This is a genomic window from Amycolatopsis sp. MEPSY49, assembly GCF_051337345.1.
In the GTDB taxonomy this organism is placed as follows: Bacteria; Actinomycetota; Actinomycetes; order Mycobacteriales; family Pseudonocardiaceae; genus Amycolatopsis.
On sequence record NZ_JBDLYJ010000003.1, the window covers coordinates 592,928 to 611,952 of the forward strand.

General features: G+C 74.4%; 3 protein-coding genes (1 of these 3 cut by a window edge). All 3 read left to right on the forward strand.

Features of this window, described 5'->3' with window-relative positions; all coding sequences use genetic code 11:
- Tightly spaced (at most 10 nt apart), the 3 genes in view from ABFJ78_RS17110 to ABFJ78_RS17120 form a layout consistent with a single transcriptional unit that may run on beyond the window.
- On the forward strand, positions 1–7,830 hold the 3' portion of the coding sequence (locus ABFJ78_RS17110; RefSeq protein ID WP_436387329.1) for a type I polyketide synthase. It extends 969 nt beyond the left edge of the window; the window shows 7,830 of its 8,799 coding nt (coding positions 970–8,799); its start codon lies beyond the left edge, outside the window; the stop codon is at positions 7,828–7,830.
- Positions 7,831–7,840: 10 nt separating this feature from the next.
- Complete coding sequence (locus ABFJ78_RS17115; protein ID WP_436387330.1) at positions 7,841–18,262, forward strand: type I polyketide synthase; 10,422 nt, start codon at positions 7,841–7,843, stop codon at positions 18,260–18,262.
- Positions 18,259–19,017 (forward strand): thioesterase II family protein, encoded by a 759-nt coding sequence (locus ABFJ78_RS17120; protein ID WP_436387331.1) that lies wholly within the window; start codon positions 18,259–18,261, stop codon positions 19,015–19,017. The genes ABFJ78_RS17115 and ABFJ78_RS17120 overlap by 4 nt, the downstream gene beginning before the upstream one ends.
- The last annotated feature ends 8 nt before the right edge of the window (positions 19,018–19,025 follow it).

Sequence of the window (19,025 nt, forward strand, 5' to 3'; positions counted from 1 at the left end):
GCCGCGCTGGCGAGCGCCGGCCTGGCGCCGTCCGAAGTGGACGTCGTCGAGGCGCACGGCACCGGCACCACGCTGGGCGACCCGATCGAGGCGCACGCGCTGCTGGCGACCTACGGCCAGGACCGCGACCGGCCGCTGTGGCTCGGCTCGGTGAAGTCGAACCTCGGCCACACCCAGGCCGCCGCCGGCGTCGCCGGGGTGCTCAAGGTGATCCTGTCGATGCGGCACGGGTTGCTGCCGCGGACGGTCCACGTCGACGAGCCGTCGCCGCACATCGACTGGACGGCCGGGCGCGTCGAGCTGCTCACCGAGAACGTCGAGTGGCCCGCCGGGGAAACCCCGCGCCGGGCCGGCGTGTCGTCGTTCGGCATCAGTGGCACCAACGCGCACGTGATCCTGGAGAGCTACGACTCCGCGCCCGCCGAGGCGACCGCGGTGGACGGCGTTGTCCCGCTCGTGCTGTCCGCCCGGTCCGCGGAAGCCCTTCGGGAGCAAGCCGTCCGGCTGCGTGAGCACCTGACGACGGGCCCGTCGCTGGTGGACACGGCGTTTTCGCTGGTCACCGGGCGGTCGGCGTTCGAGCACCGGGCTGTCGTGCTGGCCGACGACACCGCTTCGGCGGTGGCCGGGTTGGACGCGCTGGCATCCGGTTCGCCGAGCCCGTCCGTTGTGGACGGTGTGGTCGGCAAGGCGGGCAAGACCGCGTTCCTGTTCTCCGGCCAGGGTTCCCAGCGGATCGGGATGGGTGCCGGACTGCGCCGCGAGTTCCCGGTCTTCGCCTCGGCCTTCGACGAGGTGTGCGCGGGTCTCGGCCTTCCGCTGGCCGAAGTGATCTCGGGCGAGTCCCTGAACGACACCGGCTACACCCAGCCGGCGCTGTTCGCCGTCGAGGTGGCCCTGTTCCGGTTGCTGGAATCCTGGGGCGTGAAACCGGACTTCCTGGCCGGGCACTCCATCGGCGAGCTGGCGGCGGCGCACGTCGCCGGAATCCTTTCGCTGACCGATGCCTGCGAGCTGGTCGCGGCGCGCGCCCGGCTGATGCAGGCCCTCCCCGCCGGCGGGGCGATGGTCGCCGTGCAGGCGACCGAAGCCGAGGTCACGCCGCTGCTGGGCGAGCGCGTGAACCTGGCCGCGGTCAACGCGCCCGGCTCCGTCGTGCTGTCCGGGGACGAAGACGCGGTGCTCGCGGCCGCGGCCGAACTGGCTTCCCGCGGTCGCAAGACGAAGCGGCTCTCCGTGTCGCACGCCTTCCACTCGGCGCTGATGGACCCGATGCTGGCGGAGTTCCGGCAGGTCGTGGCCGGGCTGACCTTCTCGGCTCCTCGGCTGCCGATCGTCACCGGCGGGGCCGCCGACCTGACCGACCCGGAGTACTGGGTGCGGCACGTGCGCGAACCGGTCCGGTTCGCCGACCGCGTGACGGCGCTGGAAGCCCGGGGTGTCACGCGGTTCGTCGAGGTCGGCCCGGACGGGACCCTCGCCGGCATGGCGAGCGTGCCCGTCGTGGCGATGCTGCGTGCTTCGCGTGATGAACGCGAGTCGGCGCTGTCCGCGCTCGCCGAGCTGCACGTCCGGGGCGGTGCGCCCGACTGGACGGCCCTGCTCGACGGTGCCCGGCGGGTCGAGCTGCCGACGTACGCCTTCCAGCACGAACGCTTCTGGCTCACCTCGCCGGAGTCCGCCGCGGCTGTCGACACCGGCGCGGACGACTTCTGGTCGGCGGTCGAGCACGAGGACCTCGCCGCGTTGACCGATGCGTTGGCTGTACCCGCGGAGACTCCGCTGAGCGACGTCGTCCCCGCGCTGGCTGCTTGGCGTCGTCGTCAGCACGAAGAGTCTCTTGTGGACCGGTGGCGGTACCGGATCGCCTGGCGCCCGGTCACTGCGACGACCACGACCCGGCTGTCCGGCCGCTGGCTTCTGCTCGCGCGGGAGGACTTCGGCGAGCTGGCCGAGGGGTTGCGGGCCCGGGGCGCGGAGGTCGTCGAGCTGTCCGACGTCGCCCAGCCGGCGGACGAGCCCGCCGGAGTTCTTTCGACGCTGGCCGTGGACGACACGCTCGCGCTGATCCAGGCCCTGGGCACGCGCGGCTGGTCCGCGCCGCTGTGGTGCTTGACCCGGGGCGCCGTGTCGACCGGCCGCTCCGACCCGCTTGACCACCCGGCGCAGGCCCAGGTGTGGGGGCTCGGCCGGTCCGCCGCGGTGGAACACCCGCGCCGGTGGGGCGGCCTGATCGACCTGCCCGAGCAGCTCGACGACCGTGGTCTCGACCGGCTGTGCGGAGTGCTCGCCGACGGCGCCGAGGACGAGGTCGCCATCCGGCCTTCCGGGGTCTTCGCGCGCCGGCTCGTGCGCGCGCCGCTGTCCGGCGAATGTCCCGAATGGACGGTCACCGGGACGGTGCTGATCACCGGCGGCACCGGTGCGCTCGGCGGCCACCTCGCGCGCTGGGCGCTCGACCGCGGCGCGTCCCGCGTCGTGCTGGCCAGCCGTCGCGGCCCGGCGGCGAGTGAACCGACCGGGCCCGAGATCACCGTCGTGGCCTGCGACTGCACCGACCGGGACGCGGTCACCGCACTCGTGGCATCCCTGCCGGACCTGACCGCCGTGGTCCACGCGGCGGGCGTGCTCGACGACGGCGTGCTCGACGGGCTCACGCCCGAAAAGCTCGACCGCGTGCTGCGGGCCAAGGCAGTCTCCGCCGAGGTGCTGCACGAGGCCACCGCGGACCGCGAGCTGTCGGCGTTCGTGCTGTTCTCGTCGCTGGCGGGGACCGTCGGCTCGGCCGGGCAGGGCAACTACGCGGCGGCGAACGCGTACCTCGACGCGCTGGCCGCGTACCGGCGGGCCCGTGGGCTCCCGGCGACGTCGCTCGCCTGGGGACCGTGGGCCGACGCGGGGATGGCGGCCGACGATGCCGTCCGCGACCGGCTGCGGCGCGGCGGTCTCACGCCCCTCGACCCGGAACGCGCGGTCGCCGCGCTCGACCGGGCGCTGGGGGCCGGTGACGTCTCGGTCGCACTCGCCGACGTCGACTGGCCCGTCTACGGTCCCGCGCTCACCGCCGTGCGGCCGAGCCGGCTGCTGACCGAACTGCCCGAGGCCGCCGGTGCCCCGGTTGCCGAGCTGTCCGATGTGGACATGCTTACCCTGGTACGCCGTCAGGTCGCGGCGGTGCTCGGCTACACCGAAGAGGTTCCCGCGGACAAGGCGTTCAAGGACCTCGGGTTCGACTCGCTGACCGCCGTCGAGCTGCGCAACCGGCTCGGCGCGGCCACCGGTACGGACCTGCCCGCGACGCTGATCTACGACTACCCGACGGCCGCCGACCTGGCCGCGCGCCTGGCGGGCACGTCAAGCGAAATATCGGTGGTCTCGCAGCCCGCGGTGTCCACAGAGGACCCGATCGTCGTCGTGGCGATGGGCTGCCGCTTCCCCGGCGGCGTGCGGACACCGGAAGACCTGTGGGAGCTGCTGGTTTCCGGGCGCGACGCGGTCTCCGGCTTCCCCGCCGACCGGCACTGGGACCTCGCGGGCCTCGCGGCGGCCGGGGTCGTCACGGGCGGCGGCGCGTTCGTCGACGGCGTCACGGAGTTCGACCCGGCCTTCTTCGGCATCTCGCCGCGTGAAGCACTCGCGATGGATCCGCAACAGCGGCTCGTGCTGGAGACGGCCTGGGAAACCCTGGAACGCGCCGGCGTCGATCCGGCGGGCAGCCCGGACGTGGGCGTGTTCCTCGGGACCAACGGGCAGGACTACCCGGCGGTGCTCGCCGGCTCGGGCGAGGACTTCGGCGGGTTCGTCGGCACCGGGAACGCGGCTTCGGTCGTTTCGGGCCGCGTGTCGTACGTGCTGGGCCTCGGCGGCCCGGCGGTCACAGTGGACACGGCGTGCTCGGCGTCGCTGGTCGCGCTGCACCTGGCGGCGCAGTCGGTGCGCGCGGGGGAGTGCGCGATGGCGCTGGCCGGCGGTGTGACGGTGATGGCGACGCCCGGCGCGTTCGTCGAGTTCTCCCGGCAGGGCGGACTCGCCGCGGACGGCCGGTGCAAGGCCTTCGCCGACGACGCGGACGGCACGGGCTGGGGCGAAGGCGCCGGCGTCGTGCTGGTCGAACGGCTGTCGGACGCGCGCCGGCTCGGGCACCCGGTGCTCGCGGTGCTGCGCGGCTCGGCGATGAACCAGGACGGCGCGTCGAACGGCCTCACCGCGCCGAACGGGCCGTCGCAGCAACGGGTCATCCTCTCCGCGCTGGCCGCCGCCGGGCTGACACCGTCCGATGTGGACGCTGTCGAAGCGCACGGAACCGGCACCGCGCTCGGCGATCCGATCGAGGCCCAAGCGCTGCTGGCGACCTACGGCCGTGACCGCGCCACGCCGTTGTGGCTGGGGTCGCTGAAGTCGAACATCGGGCACACGCAGGCGGCGGCGGGGATCGCCGGCGTCATCAAGATGATCCTTTCCCTGGGGCACGGCGTCCTGCCGAAGACGCTGCACGCGGACCGCCCGTCGCGGCACGTCGACTGGACCGGCGGCGCGGTGGCGCTGCTGACCTCGCCGCAGCCCTGGCCGGCCGGCGAGCGGCCGCGTCGGGCCGGGGTGTCGTCGTTCGGCTTCAGCGGCACGAACGCGCACGTCGTCATCGAGGAGCCGCCGGCCTCGGACGTTACGCCGGTCGAGGCCGGCGTCGTGGCGTGGCCGTTGTCGGCGCGGTCGGAGCCGGCGTTGCGGGAGCAGGCCCGCCGGCTCGCGGCCTTCGACTCGGACGCCGCTCCGGCCGACGTCAGCCTGACCCTGGCCGGCCGGGCGGCGTTCGACCACCGGGCGGTGGTGACCGGCGCGTCACGGGCGGACCTGCTGGCCGGGCTGGCCGCGGTGGCGTCGGGCGGGAAGGGCCCGGGCGTGGTCACCGGGCAGGCCGTCCCCGGTGCGACGGCGCTGGTGTTCGCCGGGCAGGGCTCGCAGCGCGCCGGGATGGGGGCGGAGCTGTACGCGCGGTTCCCGGCGTTCGCGGACGCGTTCGACGCGGCGTGCGCGGTGCTGGACCCGTCGCTGGATCGGCCGTTGCGGGAGGTCGTGTTCGGCGACGCCGCGGCACTCGACCAGACGGGGTACACGCAGCCGGCGCTGTTCGCGCTGGAGGTCGCGTTGTTCCGGCTGCTGGAGTCGTGGGGCGTCTTGCCGGACTACCTGGTCGGGCACTCGATCGGCGAGCTGGCGGCGGCGCACGTCGCCGGGGTGTTCTCGCTGGCGGACGCGGGCAAGCTGGTCGCGGCCCGGGCGGGCCTGATGCAGGCGCTGCCGCCCGGGGGCGCGATGCTGGCGGTGCAGGCCGCTGAGCAGGAGGTTTTGCCGGTCGCGGCAGGCCGGGCGGACCTCGCGGCGGTGAACGGGCCGCAGTCGGTGGTCCTGTCCGGCGAGGCGGATGTGCTGGCGGAGATCGCCGCCGAACTGACCGCGCGCGGGGTGAAGTCTAGGGATTTGCGGGTCTCGCATGCGTTTCACTCGGCTCGTATGGACGCGATGGTGGAGGACTACGCCGAGGTGGCGCGCGGGATCGGCTACGCCGGGCCGCGCGTTCCCGTGGTGTCCACGGTGACCGGGCGGGTCGCGGAGGAGCTGACGGACCCGGGGTACTGGGTCCGCCAGGTGCGCGAGCCGGTGCGGTTCGCAGCGGCGGTCGAGACGGTGCGGTCGGCCGGGGTGTCGCGGTTGGTCGAGCTGGGCCCGGACGGCACGTTGTCGGCTTTCGCGCCCGGTTGTGTCCCGATGCTGCGCAAGGACCGGCCGGAGGTCTCGACGGCGCTGCTGGCCTTGGGGTCGCTGCACGTCAGCGGGCAGACGGTGGATTGGAAGCCGCTGTCACGGGGGACGCGGTGCGTGGCGTTGCCGACGTACCCGTTCGAGCGGCAGGTGTTCTGGCCGGAGCCCGCGGTGCCGAGTGGGTCGCCTTCGGACGCTTGGCGCTATCGCGTGGCGTGGCGGTCGGTGGCGGATGGGCCGCGCGCGGGGTTGACCGGCCGTTGGCTGGTGGCGGTTCCCGCTGGGTTCGACGGGGATCCGCTGGTCAAGGGGGTGTTTGCGGCGTTGGCCGAGGCCGGAGCCGAGCCGGTGGCGGTGACGGTCGGGGAGAGCGACCTCGACCGGGACGCGCTGGCCGGCCGGCTGCTGGGGATCGGCGCCGAGTCGACGCCCGGGCCGGTCGCCGGTGTGCTCTCTCTGCTGGGCCTGGCCGTCCAACCCACCTCAGACTTCCCGTCCGTCCCCCTCGGCCTGGCGCTCAGCACCACCCTCCTCCAGTCCCTCGGCGACGCCGGCATCACCGCGCCGCTGTGGCACGTCACCTCCGGAGCCGTGGCCGTCGAAGCCGAGACCGTCGCCGAGCCGTTGTCCGCGGCAATCTGGGGCCTCGGGCGGACCGCAGCCCTCGAACACCCGGACCGGTGGGGCGGCCTCGCCGACCTGCCCGCCGACCCCGGAGAACCCGAGCTGACCAGCCTCATCACCGCCCTCACCGGCACCGAAGGGGAAGACCAGCTCGCCATCCGCCCGCACGGCACCTTCGCCCGCCGGCTCGTGCGCGCCCCGGTCACCCCAGCCGAGCCGTGGACTCCGCGCGGCACCGTGCTCGTCACCGGTGGGACCGGCGCGCTCGGGAGCGAAGTCGCGCGGTGGCTGGCCCGCACCGGCGCGCCGCACGTCGTGCTCGTCGGGCGGCGGGGCCCCTCCGCTCCCGGGGCCGCCGAACTCGAAGCCGAACTCAGCTCGCTCGGCACAAAAGTCACCGTCGCCGCCTGCGATCTCGCCGATCGCGCAGCCGTCGCCGAACTTCTCGACGAGCTGCCCGACCTCGACGCGGTCGTGCACGCCGCCGGAGTTCTCGACGACGGCGTCCTCGACTCCCTGACGCCACCGCGGCTCGCCACCGTCCTGAAGGCCAAAGTGGACTCCGCCCGCTACCTCGACGAGCTGACGCGCGACCGGGACCTCTCCGCCTTCGTCCTGTTCTCCTCCCTCGCGGCCACCCTCGGCGCCGCCGGGCAGGGCAACTACGTCGCCGCCAACGCCGTCCTCGACGCCCTCGCCGAACAGCGGGCCGGGCTCGGCCTGCCCGCCACCTCCATCGCCTGGGGCCCGTGGGCCGGCGCCGGCATGGCCGCCGGGAACAGCGCCCGCGCCGAACGCGGCGGGATCCGGCCGATGGCCCCCGCCCTGGCCACCGCCGCCCTGCACCGCGCGCTCACGAGCGGCGAGCCGGTCGCGGTCGCCGACGTCGATTGGACGCAGTTCCGCGCCGGCCGGCTCCTCGACGAGCTGCCCGAAGCCCGCCGCAAGGAGCCGGAGCCGGACTTCCGCGCGAAGCTCGACACCCTGACCGGCCCCGAGCGGGACCGCGCGCTGCTCGAGCTGGTGCGCGCGGAGGTCGCCGCCGTGCTCGGTCACGCGAGCCCGTCCACAGTGGACCCCGGCCTCGCGTTCAAGGAATTGGGCCTCGACTCGCTCACGGCGGTCGAGCTGCGCAACGGGCTGGCCGCCGCCACCGGCCTGGCCCTCCCCGCGACGCTCGGCTTCGACTACGCGAACCCGGCCGCGCTCGCCGCGCACCTCGGCCGCGAACTCGGACCGGCGGACCCGGCCGAGGCCGCGCTCGAACGCATCGAAGCGGCCTTGGCCGGTCTGACCGCCGAGCAGGGCACCCGCGTCACCGCCCGGCTGCAGCCCCTGCTGAGCCGGCTGGGCGCGGAACCGGCGGAAAGCACGCGGCAGAAGCTCGAAACGGCCAGCGAAACCGAGATCTTCGACTTCATCGACAACGAGCTGGGGCTCGCGTGACGGGGGCGACGTGAACGAGGAGAAGCTGCTCGGCTACCTGCGCAAGGTCACCGCCGACCTGCACGAGACGCGGGAGCGGCTGCGGGCGGCCGAAGCGGGCGCGCCGGAGCCGATCGCGATCGTGGCCATGGCCTGCCGGTTCCCCGGCGGCGTCGAGACGCCGGAGGACCTCTGGCGGGTCCTGGAAACCGGTACCGACACGCTGACGGACTTCCCGGACGACCGCGGCTGGGACCTGGACGCGGTCTACCACCCCGACCCGGCGCACCCGGGCACGAGCTACGTCCGCCAGGGCGGGTTCGTCCGCGACGCGGGCGCGTTCGACGCCGCCTTCTTCGGGATCTCGCCCCGCGAGGCCCTCGCCATGGACCCGCAGCAGCGGCTGCTGCTCGAAACCTCCTGGGAGGCCTTGGAACGCGCCGGGATCGACCCGCACTCCCTGCGGGGCGCGCCGGTCGGCGTGTTCGCCGGCACCAACGGCCAGGACTACCCGGGGCTGCTCAGCCTCGCGCCCGGCGTCGGCGACGGCTACGAAAGCACCGGCAACGCGGCCAGTGTCCTTTCCGGACGGATCGCCTACGCGCTCGGCCTGGAGGGGCCGGCCGTCACCGTCGACACGGCGTGCTCGTCGTCGCTGGTCGCGCTGCACTGGGCCGCGCACGCGCTGCGCGAAGGGGAATGCGACCTCGCGCTCGCCGGTGGCGTCACGGTCATGACGACGCCCGGCGCGTTCATCGGGTTCAGCAGGCAGCAGGGGCTGGCCGCGGACGGCCGGTGCAAGGCCTTCGCCGACACCGCCGACGGCACCGGCTGGGGCGAAGGCGCCGGCGTCGTCCTGCTGGAACGGCTGTCCGACGCCCGCCGCAACGGCCACCCCGTGCTCGCGATCGTCGCGGGCTCGGCGATCAACTCCGACGGCGCGTCGAACGGGCTCACCGCCCCGAACGGCCCGTCGCAGCAACGCGTCATCCGCGCCGCGCTCGCCGACGCCGGACTGTCACCGTCCGATGTGGACGCCGTCGAGGCCCACGGCACCGGCACGTCGCTCGGTGACCCGATCGAAGCACAGGCCCTGCTGGCCACCTACGGCCGCGACCGCCGGACGCCGCTGTGGCTCGGCTCGATCAAGTCGAACCTCGGGCACACCCAGGCCGCCGCCGGGGTGGCCGGGGTGCTCAAGATGACCCTCGCGTTGCGCAACGGCGTCCTGCCGAAGACGCTGCACGTCGATCAGCCGTCGTCCCGGGTGGACTGGTCGGCCGGTGACGTCCGCCTGCTGACCGAGCCGGTCCCGTGGCCGGACGAGGGGCGGGTGCGTCACGCGGGCGTATCGGCGTTCGGCGTCAGCGGGACCAACGCGCACGTGCTCCTGGCCGCACCGCCGGCCGAAGAGGTCACTCCGCGGCAGGAATGCCCCACCGTCGTGCCGTGGGTCCTTTCCGGACGGTCGGAAGCGGCCCTGCGCGCCCAAGCCGCGCGGCTGGCCGGTGTGGCAGGCGACCCCGCCGAAATCGGGCTGGCGCTCGCCACGACCCGCTCGGCCTTCGAGCACCGGGCCGTGCTGATCGGTGACGCGGCGGAACTGGCCGAAGGAGTGCGTGCCCTCGCCCAAGGCGAGGAAGTACCCGTACGCGGCGTGGTCACCGAAGGGCTGACCGCGTTCCTGTTCACCGGCCAGGGCGCGCAGCGCGTCGGCATGGGCCGCGAACTCTACGCCCGATTCCCGGCGTACGCCAACGCCTTCGACGAAATCTGCGCGGAGTTCGACCGCCACCTCGACCGTCCACTCAAGACGGTCATCGAGTCCGGAGCGGACCTCGACGAGACGGCGTACACCCAGCCCGCGCTGTTCGCGGTCGAGGTCGCGCTGTTCCGGCTGCTGGAGTCCTGGGGCGTGACGCCCGACCACCTCGCCGGTCACTCCATCGGCGAGCTGGCGGCCGCGCACGTCGCCGGCGTCTTCTCCCTCGCCGACGCGGCCGAGCTGGTCGCCGCGCGTGGACGGCTGATGCAGGCACTCCCGCGTGGCGGGGCGATGGTCGCGATCCAGGCCACCGAAGCCGAAGTGACGCCGCTGCTCACCGAGACCGTCTCGCTCGCCGCCGTCAACGGCCCGGATTCCGTTGTGGTGTCCGGCGACGGCACCGAGGAGATCGAGCGGCACTTCGCCGACCTCGGCCGCCGGACCCGGCGGCTCACCGTCTCCCACGCCTTCCACTCGCCGCTGATGGACCCGATGCTCGCGGAGTTCCGCCGGGTCGCCGAGCGCGTCACCTACTCCCGGCCGCGGCTCCCGATCGTTTCGACGGTCACCGGGACAGCGCTCACCGACGAGCTGACCACCCCCGAATACTGGGTCGGGCAGGTCCGGCAGCCTGTCCGGTTCGCCGCTGCCGTGGCGGCGCTCGCGGACCTCGGGACCACCCGGTTCCTCGAGGTCGGGCCGCACGGCGTGCTCGCCGCCATGACCGAGGAATGCCTGCCCGGCGCGACAACCGCCGCGCTGCTGCGCAAGGACCGCGACGAGGTCCGGACCGCGCTGACCGCCGTGGCGACGATGTACGTCCAGGGCGCGCGGGCCGGCTGGAGCGCGCTGTTCCCCGGCGCGCGGGCGTGTGCCCTGCCGACCTACGCGTTCCAGCGCGAGACCTACTGGCCGGAACTGCCCCGCCCGGTGGGCGTTACCACCCGCGACGCCTTGCTCAAGCTCGACTGGGTTCCGGTCGAGCTTGAACAGGGAGTGCCCGGGCCGGCGACGTGGGCCCTGCTCGGCTCCGGCCACCGGGAACTCGCCGCCGCCCTGTTCGCCGAGCTGGGCGCGCTGGCCTGCCACCCCGACCTCGACGGCGTCGCCGAGGCGGGCTCGCTGCCCGACGTCCTCGTCGCCCCGTTCGTCTCGCGGTCCGAAGTGGACAATCCGGGCGAGGCGGCGCGCCGCGCGCTGCAGCTCGTGCGGTCCTGGCTGGCCGACGCGCGGTTCGACGGCCGCACCCTGGTCGTGCTGACCCGTGGCGCCGCCGTCGCCGAGGGCGTTACCGACCTCGCGCAGGCCCCGGTCTGGGGCCTGGTGCGCTCGGCCGCGGCGGAGAACCCCGGCCGGTTCGTGCTCGCCGACGTCGACGACCCGGCGGCCGCGCGGCTGCTGCCCGCCGCGCTCGCCACCGGCGAACCGGAGTTCCTGCTGCGCGACGGCGAGATCCGGGCGTCCCGCCTGGCCAGGGCGGCCGAGCCGGGCACGTCCGCGTCCTTCGGTCCGGAAGGGACGGTGCTGATCACCGGCGGGACCGGGGCGTTGGGCGCGCAGATCGCGCGGCACCTGGTTGCCGGCCACGGCGTGCGGCACCTGGTGCTCGCGAGCCGCCGCGGCCCGGCCGCCGACGGCGCCGCCGAGCTGGCCGCCGACCTCACCGCGCTGGGCGCGGAACCGGTCGTCGCGGCCTGCGACGCCGCCGACCGCGACGCGCTGGCCTCGCTCCTCGCGGCCATCCCGGAAGACCGGCCGCTGACCGGCGTCGTCCACGTCGCCGGCGTGCTCGACGACGGCGTCGTGTCCGCGCTGACCCCCGAGCGCCTCGACACGGTGCTGCGGCCCAAGATCGACGCCGTCACGAACCTCCACGAGCTGACCGCCGGCACCGAGCTGACGGCGTTCGTCGTGTTCTCCTCGATCTCCGGCACCCTGGGCCCGGCCGGTCAGGCGAACTACGCGGCGGCCAACGTCTGGCTCGACGCGCTGGCCCGCCACCGCCGCGACCAGGGCCTGCCCGGGCTCGCGCTCGGCTGGGGCCTGTGGGCGCAGGACGGCGGCATGACCGGCGGGCTCGCCGACCGCGACCGCCGTCGCCTGGGCGCCACCGGCATGATCCCGCTGTCCACCGTGGAAGGCCTGCGGCTGTTCGACGCGGCTTGCCGCGGCGGCGAACCCGCCGTGCTGCCGATCCGGTTCGACTTCGACGTGCTGCGCGCCGCGCCGGCGCTCCCGCCGATCTTCGCCGGGCTCGTCCCACCGCGACCGGTCGCCGAGCCCACCGCCGACCGGCCGGCCGACGTACTCGACGTCGTCCGCACGGCCGTGGCCCTCGTGCTCGGCTACGCCGGCGCGGCGGCCGTCGAGCCGGACCGGGCGTTCAAGGACCTCGGCTTCGACTCGCTGACCGCCGTCGAACTGCGCAACCGGCTGGCCGCGGCGACCGGGCAGCGCCTGCCCGCCACCCTGATCTACGACTACGCCACCCCGAACGCCCTGGCCGCGCACCTGGCCGGCGATGCCACCCCAGTGGCACCGGCCGCAGCGGCCCGGACCGACGACGAGCCGATCGCGATCGTGTCGATGGCCTGCCGCTTCCCCGGCGGCGTCCGCACCCCGGACGACCTCTGGGCGTTGCTCGCCGAGGGCCGGGACGCGATCGGCGGCTTCCCGGCCGACCGCGGCTGGGACCTCGACGCGCTCTACGACCCGGACCCGGACAGCGAGGGCACGTCGTACGCCCGCGAAGGCGGTTTCCTCGACGACGCCGCGTTGTTCGACCCTGCCTTCTTCGGGATCTCGCCGCGGGAAGCCCTCGCGATGGACCCGCAGCAGCGGCTGCTGCTCGAGACGTCGTGGGAAGCCCTGGAGCGCGCGGGGATCGACCCGGAGTCGCTGCGCGGCGCGCCGGTGGGCGTGTTCGCCGGGACCAACGGTCAGGACTACCCCGCGCTGCTCGCGCTGTCGCCGAAGAGCGCCGAAGGCTACCTGGGCACCGGCAACGCCGCTTCCGTGCTGTCGGGCCGGATCTCCTACGCGCTCGGGCTCGAGGGCCCGGCCGTCACCGTCGACACCGCGTGCTCGTCGTCCCTGGTCGCGCTGCACTGGGCGATCCAGGCGCTGCGTGCGGGGGAGTGTTCGCTCGTACTGGCCGGCGGCGTCACGGTGCTGTCGACGCCCGGCTCGTTCGTCGAGTTCAGCCGCCAGCGCGGGCTGGCCCCGGACGGGCGGTGCAAGGCGTTCTCCGACGACGCCGACGGCACCGGCTGGGGCGAAGGTTCGGGAATGCTGGTGCTGGAACGGCTTTCCGACGCACGCCGCAACGGGCACCCGGTGCTCGCGATCGTGCGCGGCAGCGCGGTCAACCAGGACGGCGCGTCGAACGGGCTCACCGCACCGAACGGGCCTTCGCAGCAACGCGTGATCCGGGCCGCACTGGCGAACGCGGGACTGGAGCCGTCCGAAGTGGACGCCGTCGAAGCGCACGGTACCGGGACGTCGCTGGGTGACCCGATCGAAGCGCAGGCGCTGATCGCGACCTACGGCCAGGACCGCGACCGGCCGCTCTGGCTCGGGTCGATCAAGTCCAATGTGGGCCACACCCAGGCGGCCGCGGGAGTCGCCGGCGTCATGAAGATGGTGCTGGCGCTCCGGAACGGGCTGCTCCCGCAGACCCTGCACGCCGACGTGCCGTCGTCCCATGTGGACTGGTCCGGCGGCGACGTGCGGCTGCTGTCGGGGCCCGTCCCGTGGCCGGACGACGACCGCGTGCGCCGCGCCGGGGTTTCGTCGTTCGGCGTGAGCGGAACGAACGCCCACGTCATCATCGAAGCCGCCCCCGAAGCGGCACCTTCCCGGGAAAGTGCCGCTTCCGGATCGCTGACGGCGTGGAGCGTGTCCGGCCACAGCCCGGAAGCGCTGCGCGGTCAGGCCGAACGACTGCTGAGCCACGTTGCGAACCACGAAGCCGAGCCCGCCCAGATCGGGACGGCGCTGGCGGGCCGGACCGTCTTCGGGCACCGCGCGGTCGTCGTGGGCACCGACCGGGACGAGCTGATCAAGGGCATGGCCGCCGTGGCCGCCGACCGGCCCGCGCCCGGCGTCGCCACGGGCGTGCGCGCCGAGGGCGGGACCGCGTTCCTCTTCACCGGCCAGGGCGCGCAACGGCTCGGCATGGGCGCCGGGCTGCGCCGCGAGTTCCCGGTGTTCGCCGACGCCTTCGCCGAGGTCTGCGCGGAGTTCGACACCCACCTCGACCGGCCCCTGCGCGAAGTGATCGACACCGAACCCGGACTGCTCGACCGGACCGAGTACACCCAGCCCGCGCTGTTCGCGGTCGAAGTGGCCCTGTTCCGGCTGCTGGAATCCTGGGGGGTCCGGCCGGACCGGCTGGCCGGGCATTCGATCGGCGAGCTGGCCGCCGCGCACGTCGCGGGCGTGTGGTCGCTGGCCGACGCCTGCACCGTCGTCGCCGCGCGCGGCCGCCTCATGCAGGCCCTCCCCGCCGGCGGTGCGATGCTCGCGATCGAGGCGACCGAGGCCGAGGTCGTCCCGACGCTGCCTCCCGGTGTCGACCTCGCCGCGGTCAACGGACCCACGTCCGTGGTCGTCTCCGGTGCCGAAGACGGCGTCTTGGCGGTCGAACAGCACTGGGCCGGCCGCAAGACCCGCCGGCTGCGTGTCTCGCACGCCTTCCACTCGGCGGACATGGACGCGATGCTCGCGGACTTCGGCCGCGTGCTGAACGGCGTCACCTTCGCCCCGCCGGCCATTCCGGTCGTCTCGACGCTGACCGGGGCGCCCGCGACCGAGCTGACCTCGCCGGGCTACTGGCTGCGTCAGGCCCGCGGAACAGTCCGGTTCGCCGACGCCGTCGCGACCCTCGCCGGGCTGGGCGTGACCCGGTTCGCCGAGCTGGGCCCGGACGGTGTCCTCACCGCGATGGCCGCCGCCTGCCTGGACGACCGCGCACTGGCGGTCGCGCTCGTGCGCAAGGATGAGCCGCGGGATTTGCTGACCGGCTTGGCGAAGCTGCACGTCAACGGCTCCACAGTGGACTGGATTCGTGTCCTCGGCGGACCCGGTGACCCGGCGTCCCTGCCGACGTACGCCTTCCAGCACGAACGGTTCTGGCCCGAGTTCTCCCTGGCCCCGGCCGGTGACGTCACGCTGGCGGGCCTCGACCGCCCGGACCACCCGCTGCTGGGCGCGTCGGTCACGAACGCCGAGAACGGCACCGTGGTGTGCACGGGCCGGGTCTCGCCGCGCACCCACCCCTGGCTCGCCGATCACGTCGTCGCGGGCCGGACGCTGTTCCCGGGCACCGGGTTCGTCGAGCTGGTCCTGCGCGCGGCCGAGCTGGCCGGCGCGGGCGGCATCGACGAACTGGTCATCGAGACGCCCTTGGACCTGCCCCGTGAAGGCGTACAGCTGCAGGTCGTCCTCGGCGCGCCGGACGAGTCGGGTATCCGTGGTGTCACCGTCCATTCGCGACTCGACGACGAGCCGTGGACCCGGCACGCCAGTGGCCGGCTCGCCGCCGAACCCGGTTCCGTCCCCGATGACCTCGCCGAGTGGCCGCCGGCCGGCGCCGAACCCCTGGACCTCGGCGGCCTCTACAGCGCGGACAGCGAGTTCGGCTACGGCCCGGCCTTCCAGGGGCTGCGGGCCGCCTGGCGGCTCGGCGACGAGGTGCACGCCGAAGTGGCCCTGCGGCCCGAGGAGCACGCGGACGCGGCCCGGTCCGGTCTGCACCCGGCGCTGCTCGACGCGTCGCTGCACGTCCTGGGGACGGTCGCCGAGTGGGCGGGCCGGAGCTACCTGCCGTTCTCGTGGAGTGGGGTGACGCTGCACGCGAGCGGCGCCACCGCGGTCCGGGTCACGGTCACCCCGAACGGCCACGACACGGTCAAGCTGAGCCTGGCCGACCCGGCCGGCCGCCCGGTGGCCTCGGTCGGCGCACTGGTGCTGCGGCCGCTGACCGACGGCCCCCAACCGGTCCGGAAGGCCCACGATTCGCTGTTCCGGCTGGACTGGCGGCCGGTGCTGTCGGCGCCGGTGGAAGGCGCCCGGCGGTGGGCTGTCATCGGCACCGACGACCTCGGGCTCGGGCCGGTGCTCGACGCGAGCGGCGTCACCTGTGAGTCCTATGTGGACCTAGACGCGCTCGGGACCGCGGTCGGGCTCGGCATGGCGGTGCCCGAAGCGGTGCTGACCGTCCGGACGACGGCTGGGGGCGCGCTGCCGGACGCCGCCCGGGCGGCTGCCCACGACGTGCTGTCCCTGCTGCGGGAGTGGCTGGCCGACGAGCGGTTCGCCGCCTCCCGGCTGGTCGTGATGACCCGCGGCGCGGTAGCCGCCGCGGCCGGCGACGACGTCCCCGACCTGGCGGCCGCGCCGATCTGGGGCCTGGTCCGCTCGGCGCAGTCGGAGCACCCCGGCCGGATCCGGCTCATCGACCTCGACGCCTCGGCCGATGCGCTGCCGGCCGCGGTTGTGGGTGGTGCCGAGGGGGTCTCGGGTGGCGTGGAGCGGGTCCGGCTCGTTGACCTCGACGCCTCGACGGACGCGCTGCCGGCTGCGGTTGTGGGCGATGGTGCGCTGGGGGCCGGTGGCGGGGCGCACTCCGGCCCGTCGATCGACCGGTCCATGGCGGCGTTGCCGGCCGCGGTCCTCAGTGACGAGCCGCAGCTGGCCGTGCGGGAAGGCACCCTGCTCGCCGCCCGGCTGAGCCGTGCCACCACCGAGTCCGCCACCGGGAAACGGCCGTTCGGGCCGGACGGCACGGTGCTGCTCACCGGCGCCACCGGGAGCCTGGGCCGCGTGCTGGCCCGGCACCTCGTCACCGCGCACGACGTCCGGCGGCTCGTGCTGGCCAGCCGGAGCGCGGCCGGTGCCGCCGAGCTGCGGGAAGAGCTGACCGCACTGGGCGCGGACGTCCGGCTCGCCGCGTGCGACACGGCGGACCGGGACGCACTCGCCGAACTGCTGGCGCAGATCCCCGACCTCGCCGCGGTCGTGCACGCCGCCGGGGTGCTCGACGACGGCGTCATCGACAGCCTCACCCCGGAACGGCTGGACGCGGTGCTGCGACCCAAGGTCGACGCCGCCTGGCACCTGCACGAACTGACCGCCGACCGGCACCTTTCGGCGTTCGTGCTCTTCTCCTCGGTCTCGGCCACGTTCGGCGCACCCGGGCAGGGCAACTACGCCGCGGCGAACGCCTTCCTCGACGCGCTCGCCGCCCATCGCGCCGCCCGCGGGCTGCCCGCCCAGGCGCTGGCCTGGGGACTGTGGGAGACCGGGATGAGCTCCACACTGGACTCCGCGGACCGGCAGCGGATGTCGCGCGGTGGCGTCCGCGCGTTGCCGGTCGAGCAGGGGCTGGCGTTGTTCGACGCCGCGACCGCGCTCGCCGAACCGGCGTTGGTTCCGGCGAAGCTGGACCTGTCCGGCGGCCCGGTCGCCACCGTCCTCAAGGGACTGGTACGCCCGGTGAGGCGGGCCGCGCAAGTGTCCGGTGGGGACACCTTGAATCGAGCGCTGACCGGGAAGTCCGAACAGGACCGGGAAGCGGTGCTGCTGGACCTGGTCCGCGGCGCCGCGGCCACGGTGCTCGGGCACGCCGGTCCCGAAGCGGTCCGCCCGGACGTCGGCTTCCTCGTCGCCGGCTTCGATTCGCTCACGGCGGTCGAGCTGCGCAACACCCTCGGCGCGGCCACCGGCCTGCGGCTGCCGCCGACGCTGGTCTTCGACTTCCCGACCCCCGAAGACCTCGCCGCACACCTGCGCGCGGAGCTGAACGTCACCGAGGAGCCGAAGACGTCCACTGTGGACATCGGTGACACGCTCGGCGCGCTGTTCCGCACGGCTTGTGAACTCGGCAAGATGAAGGAAGGCTTCGAGTTGCTGCAGAATGCGGCGCTGCTCCGCCCCACCTTCGACTCGGCCGCGGACCTGAAGAGCGGCCTCGGATCAGTGAAGCTGGCCGCCGGCGAGCGTACGCCCAAGCTGATCTGCTTCAGCTCGTACGTGGCGCTGGCCGGCGTGCACCAGTACGCCCGGTTCGCCTCGCCGTTCCGGGGCGACCGGGACGTCCACGCGCTGCCGGCACCGGGGTTCGTCAAGGGCGAGGCGCTGCCCGCCACCGTCCGCGCGGTCGCCGAGGTACAAGCCGACGCGGTGCTGAGCGTCGCCGACGGCGAGCCGTTCGTGCTGCTCGGCTCGTCCTCGGGCGGGATGCTCGCGCACGCCGCCGCCGAAGTCCTCGACGAGCGGGGCACGCCGCCGTTGGCGGTCGTGCTGCTCGACAGCTACCTGCCGCGCGCGGACTCGCCGCTCGACCGGTTTCGCGACGAGCTGTTCGGCGGCATGTTCGACCGCGAAGAGGTGTTCGCGCCGATGGACGCCGCGCGGCTGTCGGCGATGAGCTGGTACTTCCGGCTGATGGCCGGCTGGGAACCCGCGAAGCTGCCGGTGCCGCTGCTGCTCGTCCGCTCGTCCGAGCCCCCGGTCGCCGACGCGCGGCTGGCGCCCGAAGAGTGGCAGACGCACTGGGACACCGCCGACACCGTCGTCGACGTGCCGGGCAACCACTTCACCATGGTCGAGGACCACGCCGCCACCACCGCCGAGACCGTGCGCGGCTGGCTCGGCACCACCCTCCAGGACGGAGTGCACGCATGACTGACGACCCGGAGCTGTGGCTCCGCCGCTACCACGACGCGGACGAGGGCGCCGTCCGGCTGTTCTGCCTGCCGCACGCGGGCGGCTCGGCCAGCTTCTACTTCCCGATGTCCGCCGGGCTCGGCCGCTCGGTCGAGGTCCTGTCCGTCCAGTACCCGGGGCGCCAGGACCGGCGGCTGGAGCCGGGGATCGACAGCCTGCCCGTGCTCGCGGACACCCTCGCCGAGGTGCTCGCCGAGCGGACGCGGGAGCCGTTCGCGCTGTTCGGCCACAGCATGGGCGCGACGCTGGCGTTCGAGGTCGCCGCCCGGCTGGAACGGACCGGGGCGACCCCGCTGCACCTGTTCGCGTCCGGCCGGCGCGCTCCGTCTTGCCGCCGCGACGAGTCCGTGCACCTGCTCGACGACGACGGCGTCATCGCCGAGGTGCGCCGGCTCGGCGGCACGAACGCGGCCGTGCTGGGCGACGAGGAGATCCTCCGGATGGCCCTGCCCGCGATCCGCAACGACTACAAGGCCGCCGAGACCTACGTGCGGCGGCCGGGACCGAAGCTGGCCACGCCGATCACCGTGCTGACCGGGGACACCGACCCGAAGACCACGCTCGACGAGGCCCGCGCCTGGGCGGACCACACCGACGGCGAGTTCGAGCTGAAGGTCTTCCGCGGCGGGCACTTCTTCCTCGCCGACCACCAGCCCGAGGTGCTGCGGCTGATCTCCGCGCGGCTGGCGGGCACGTTGTCCGGCCACCACTGAAAGGCGAA

Bases quoted from the DNA above. Each gene is read 5' to 3' on its own strand.
- ABFJ78_RS17120 (WP_436387331.1), top strand. From the start codon at position 18,259: ATGACTGACGACCCGGAGCTGTGGCTCCGCCGCTACCACGACGCGGAC.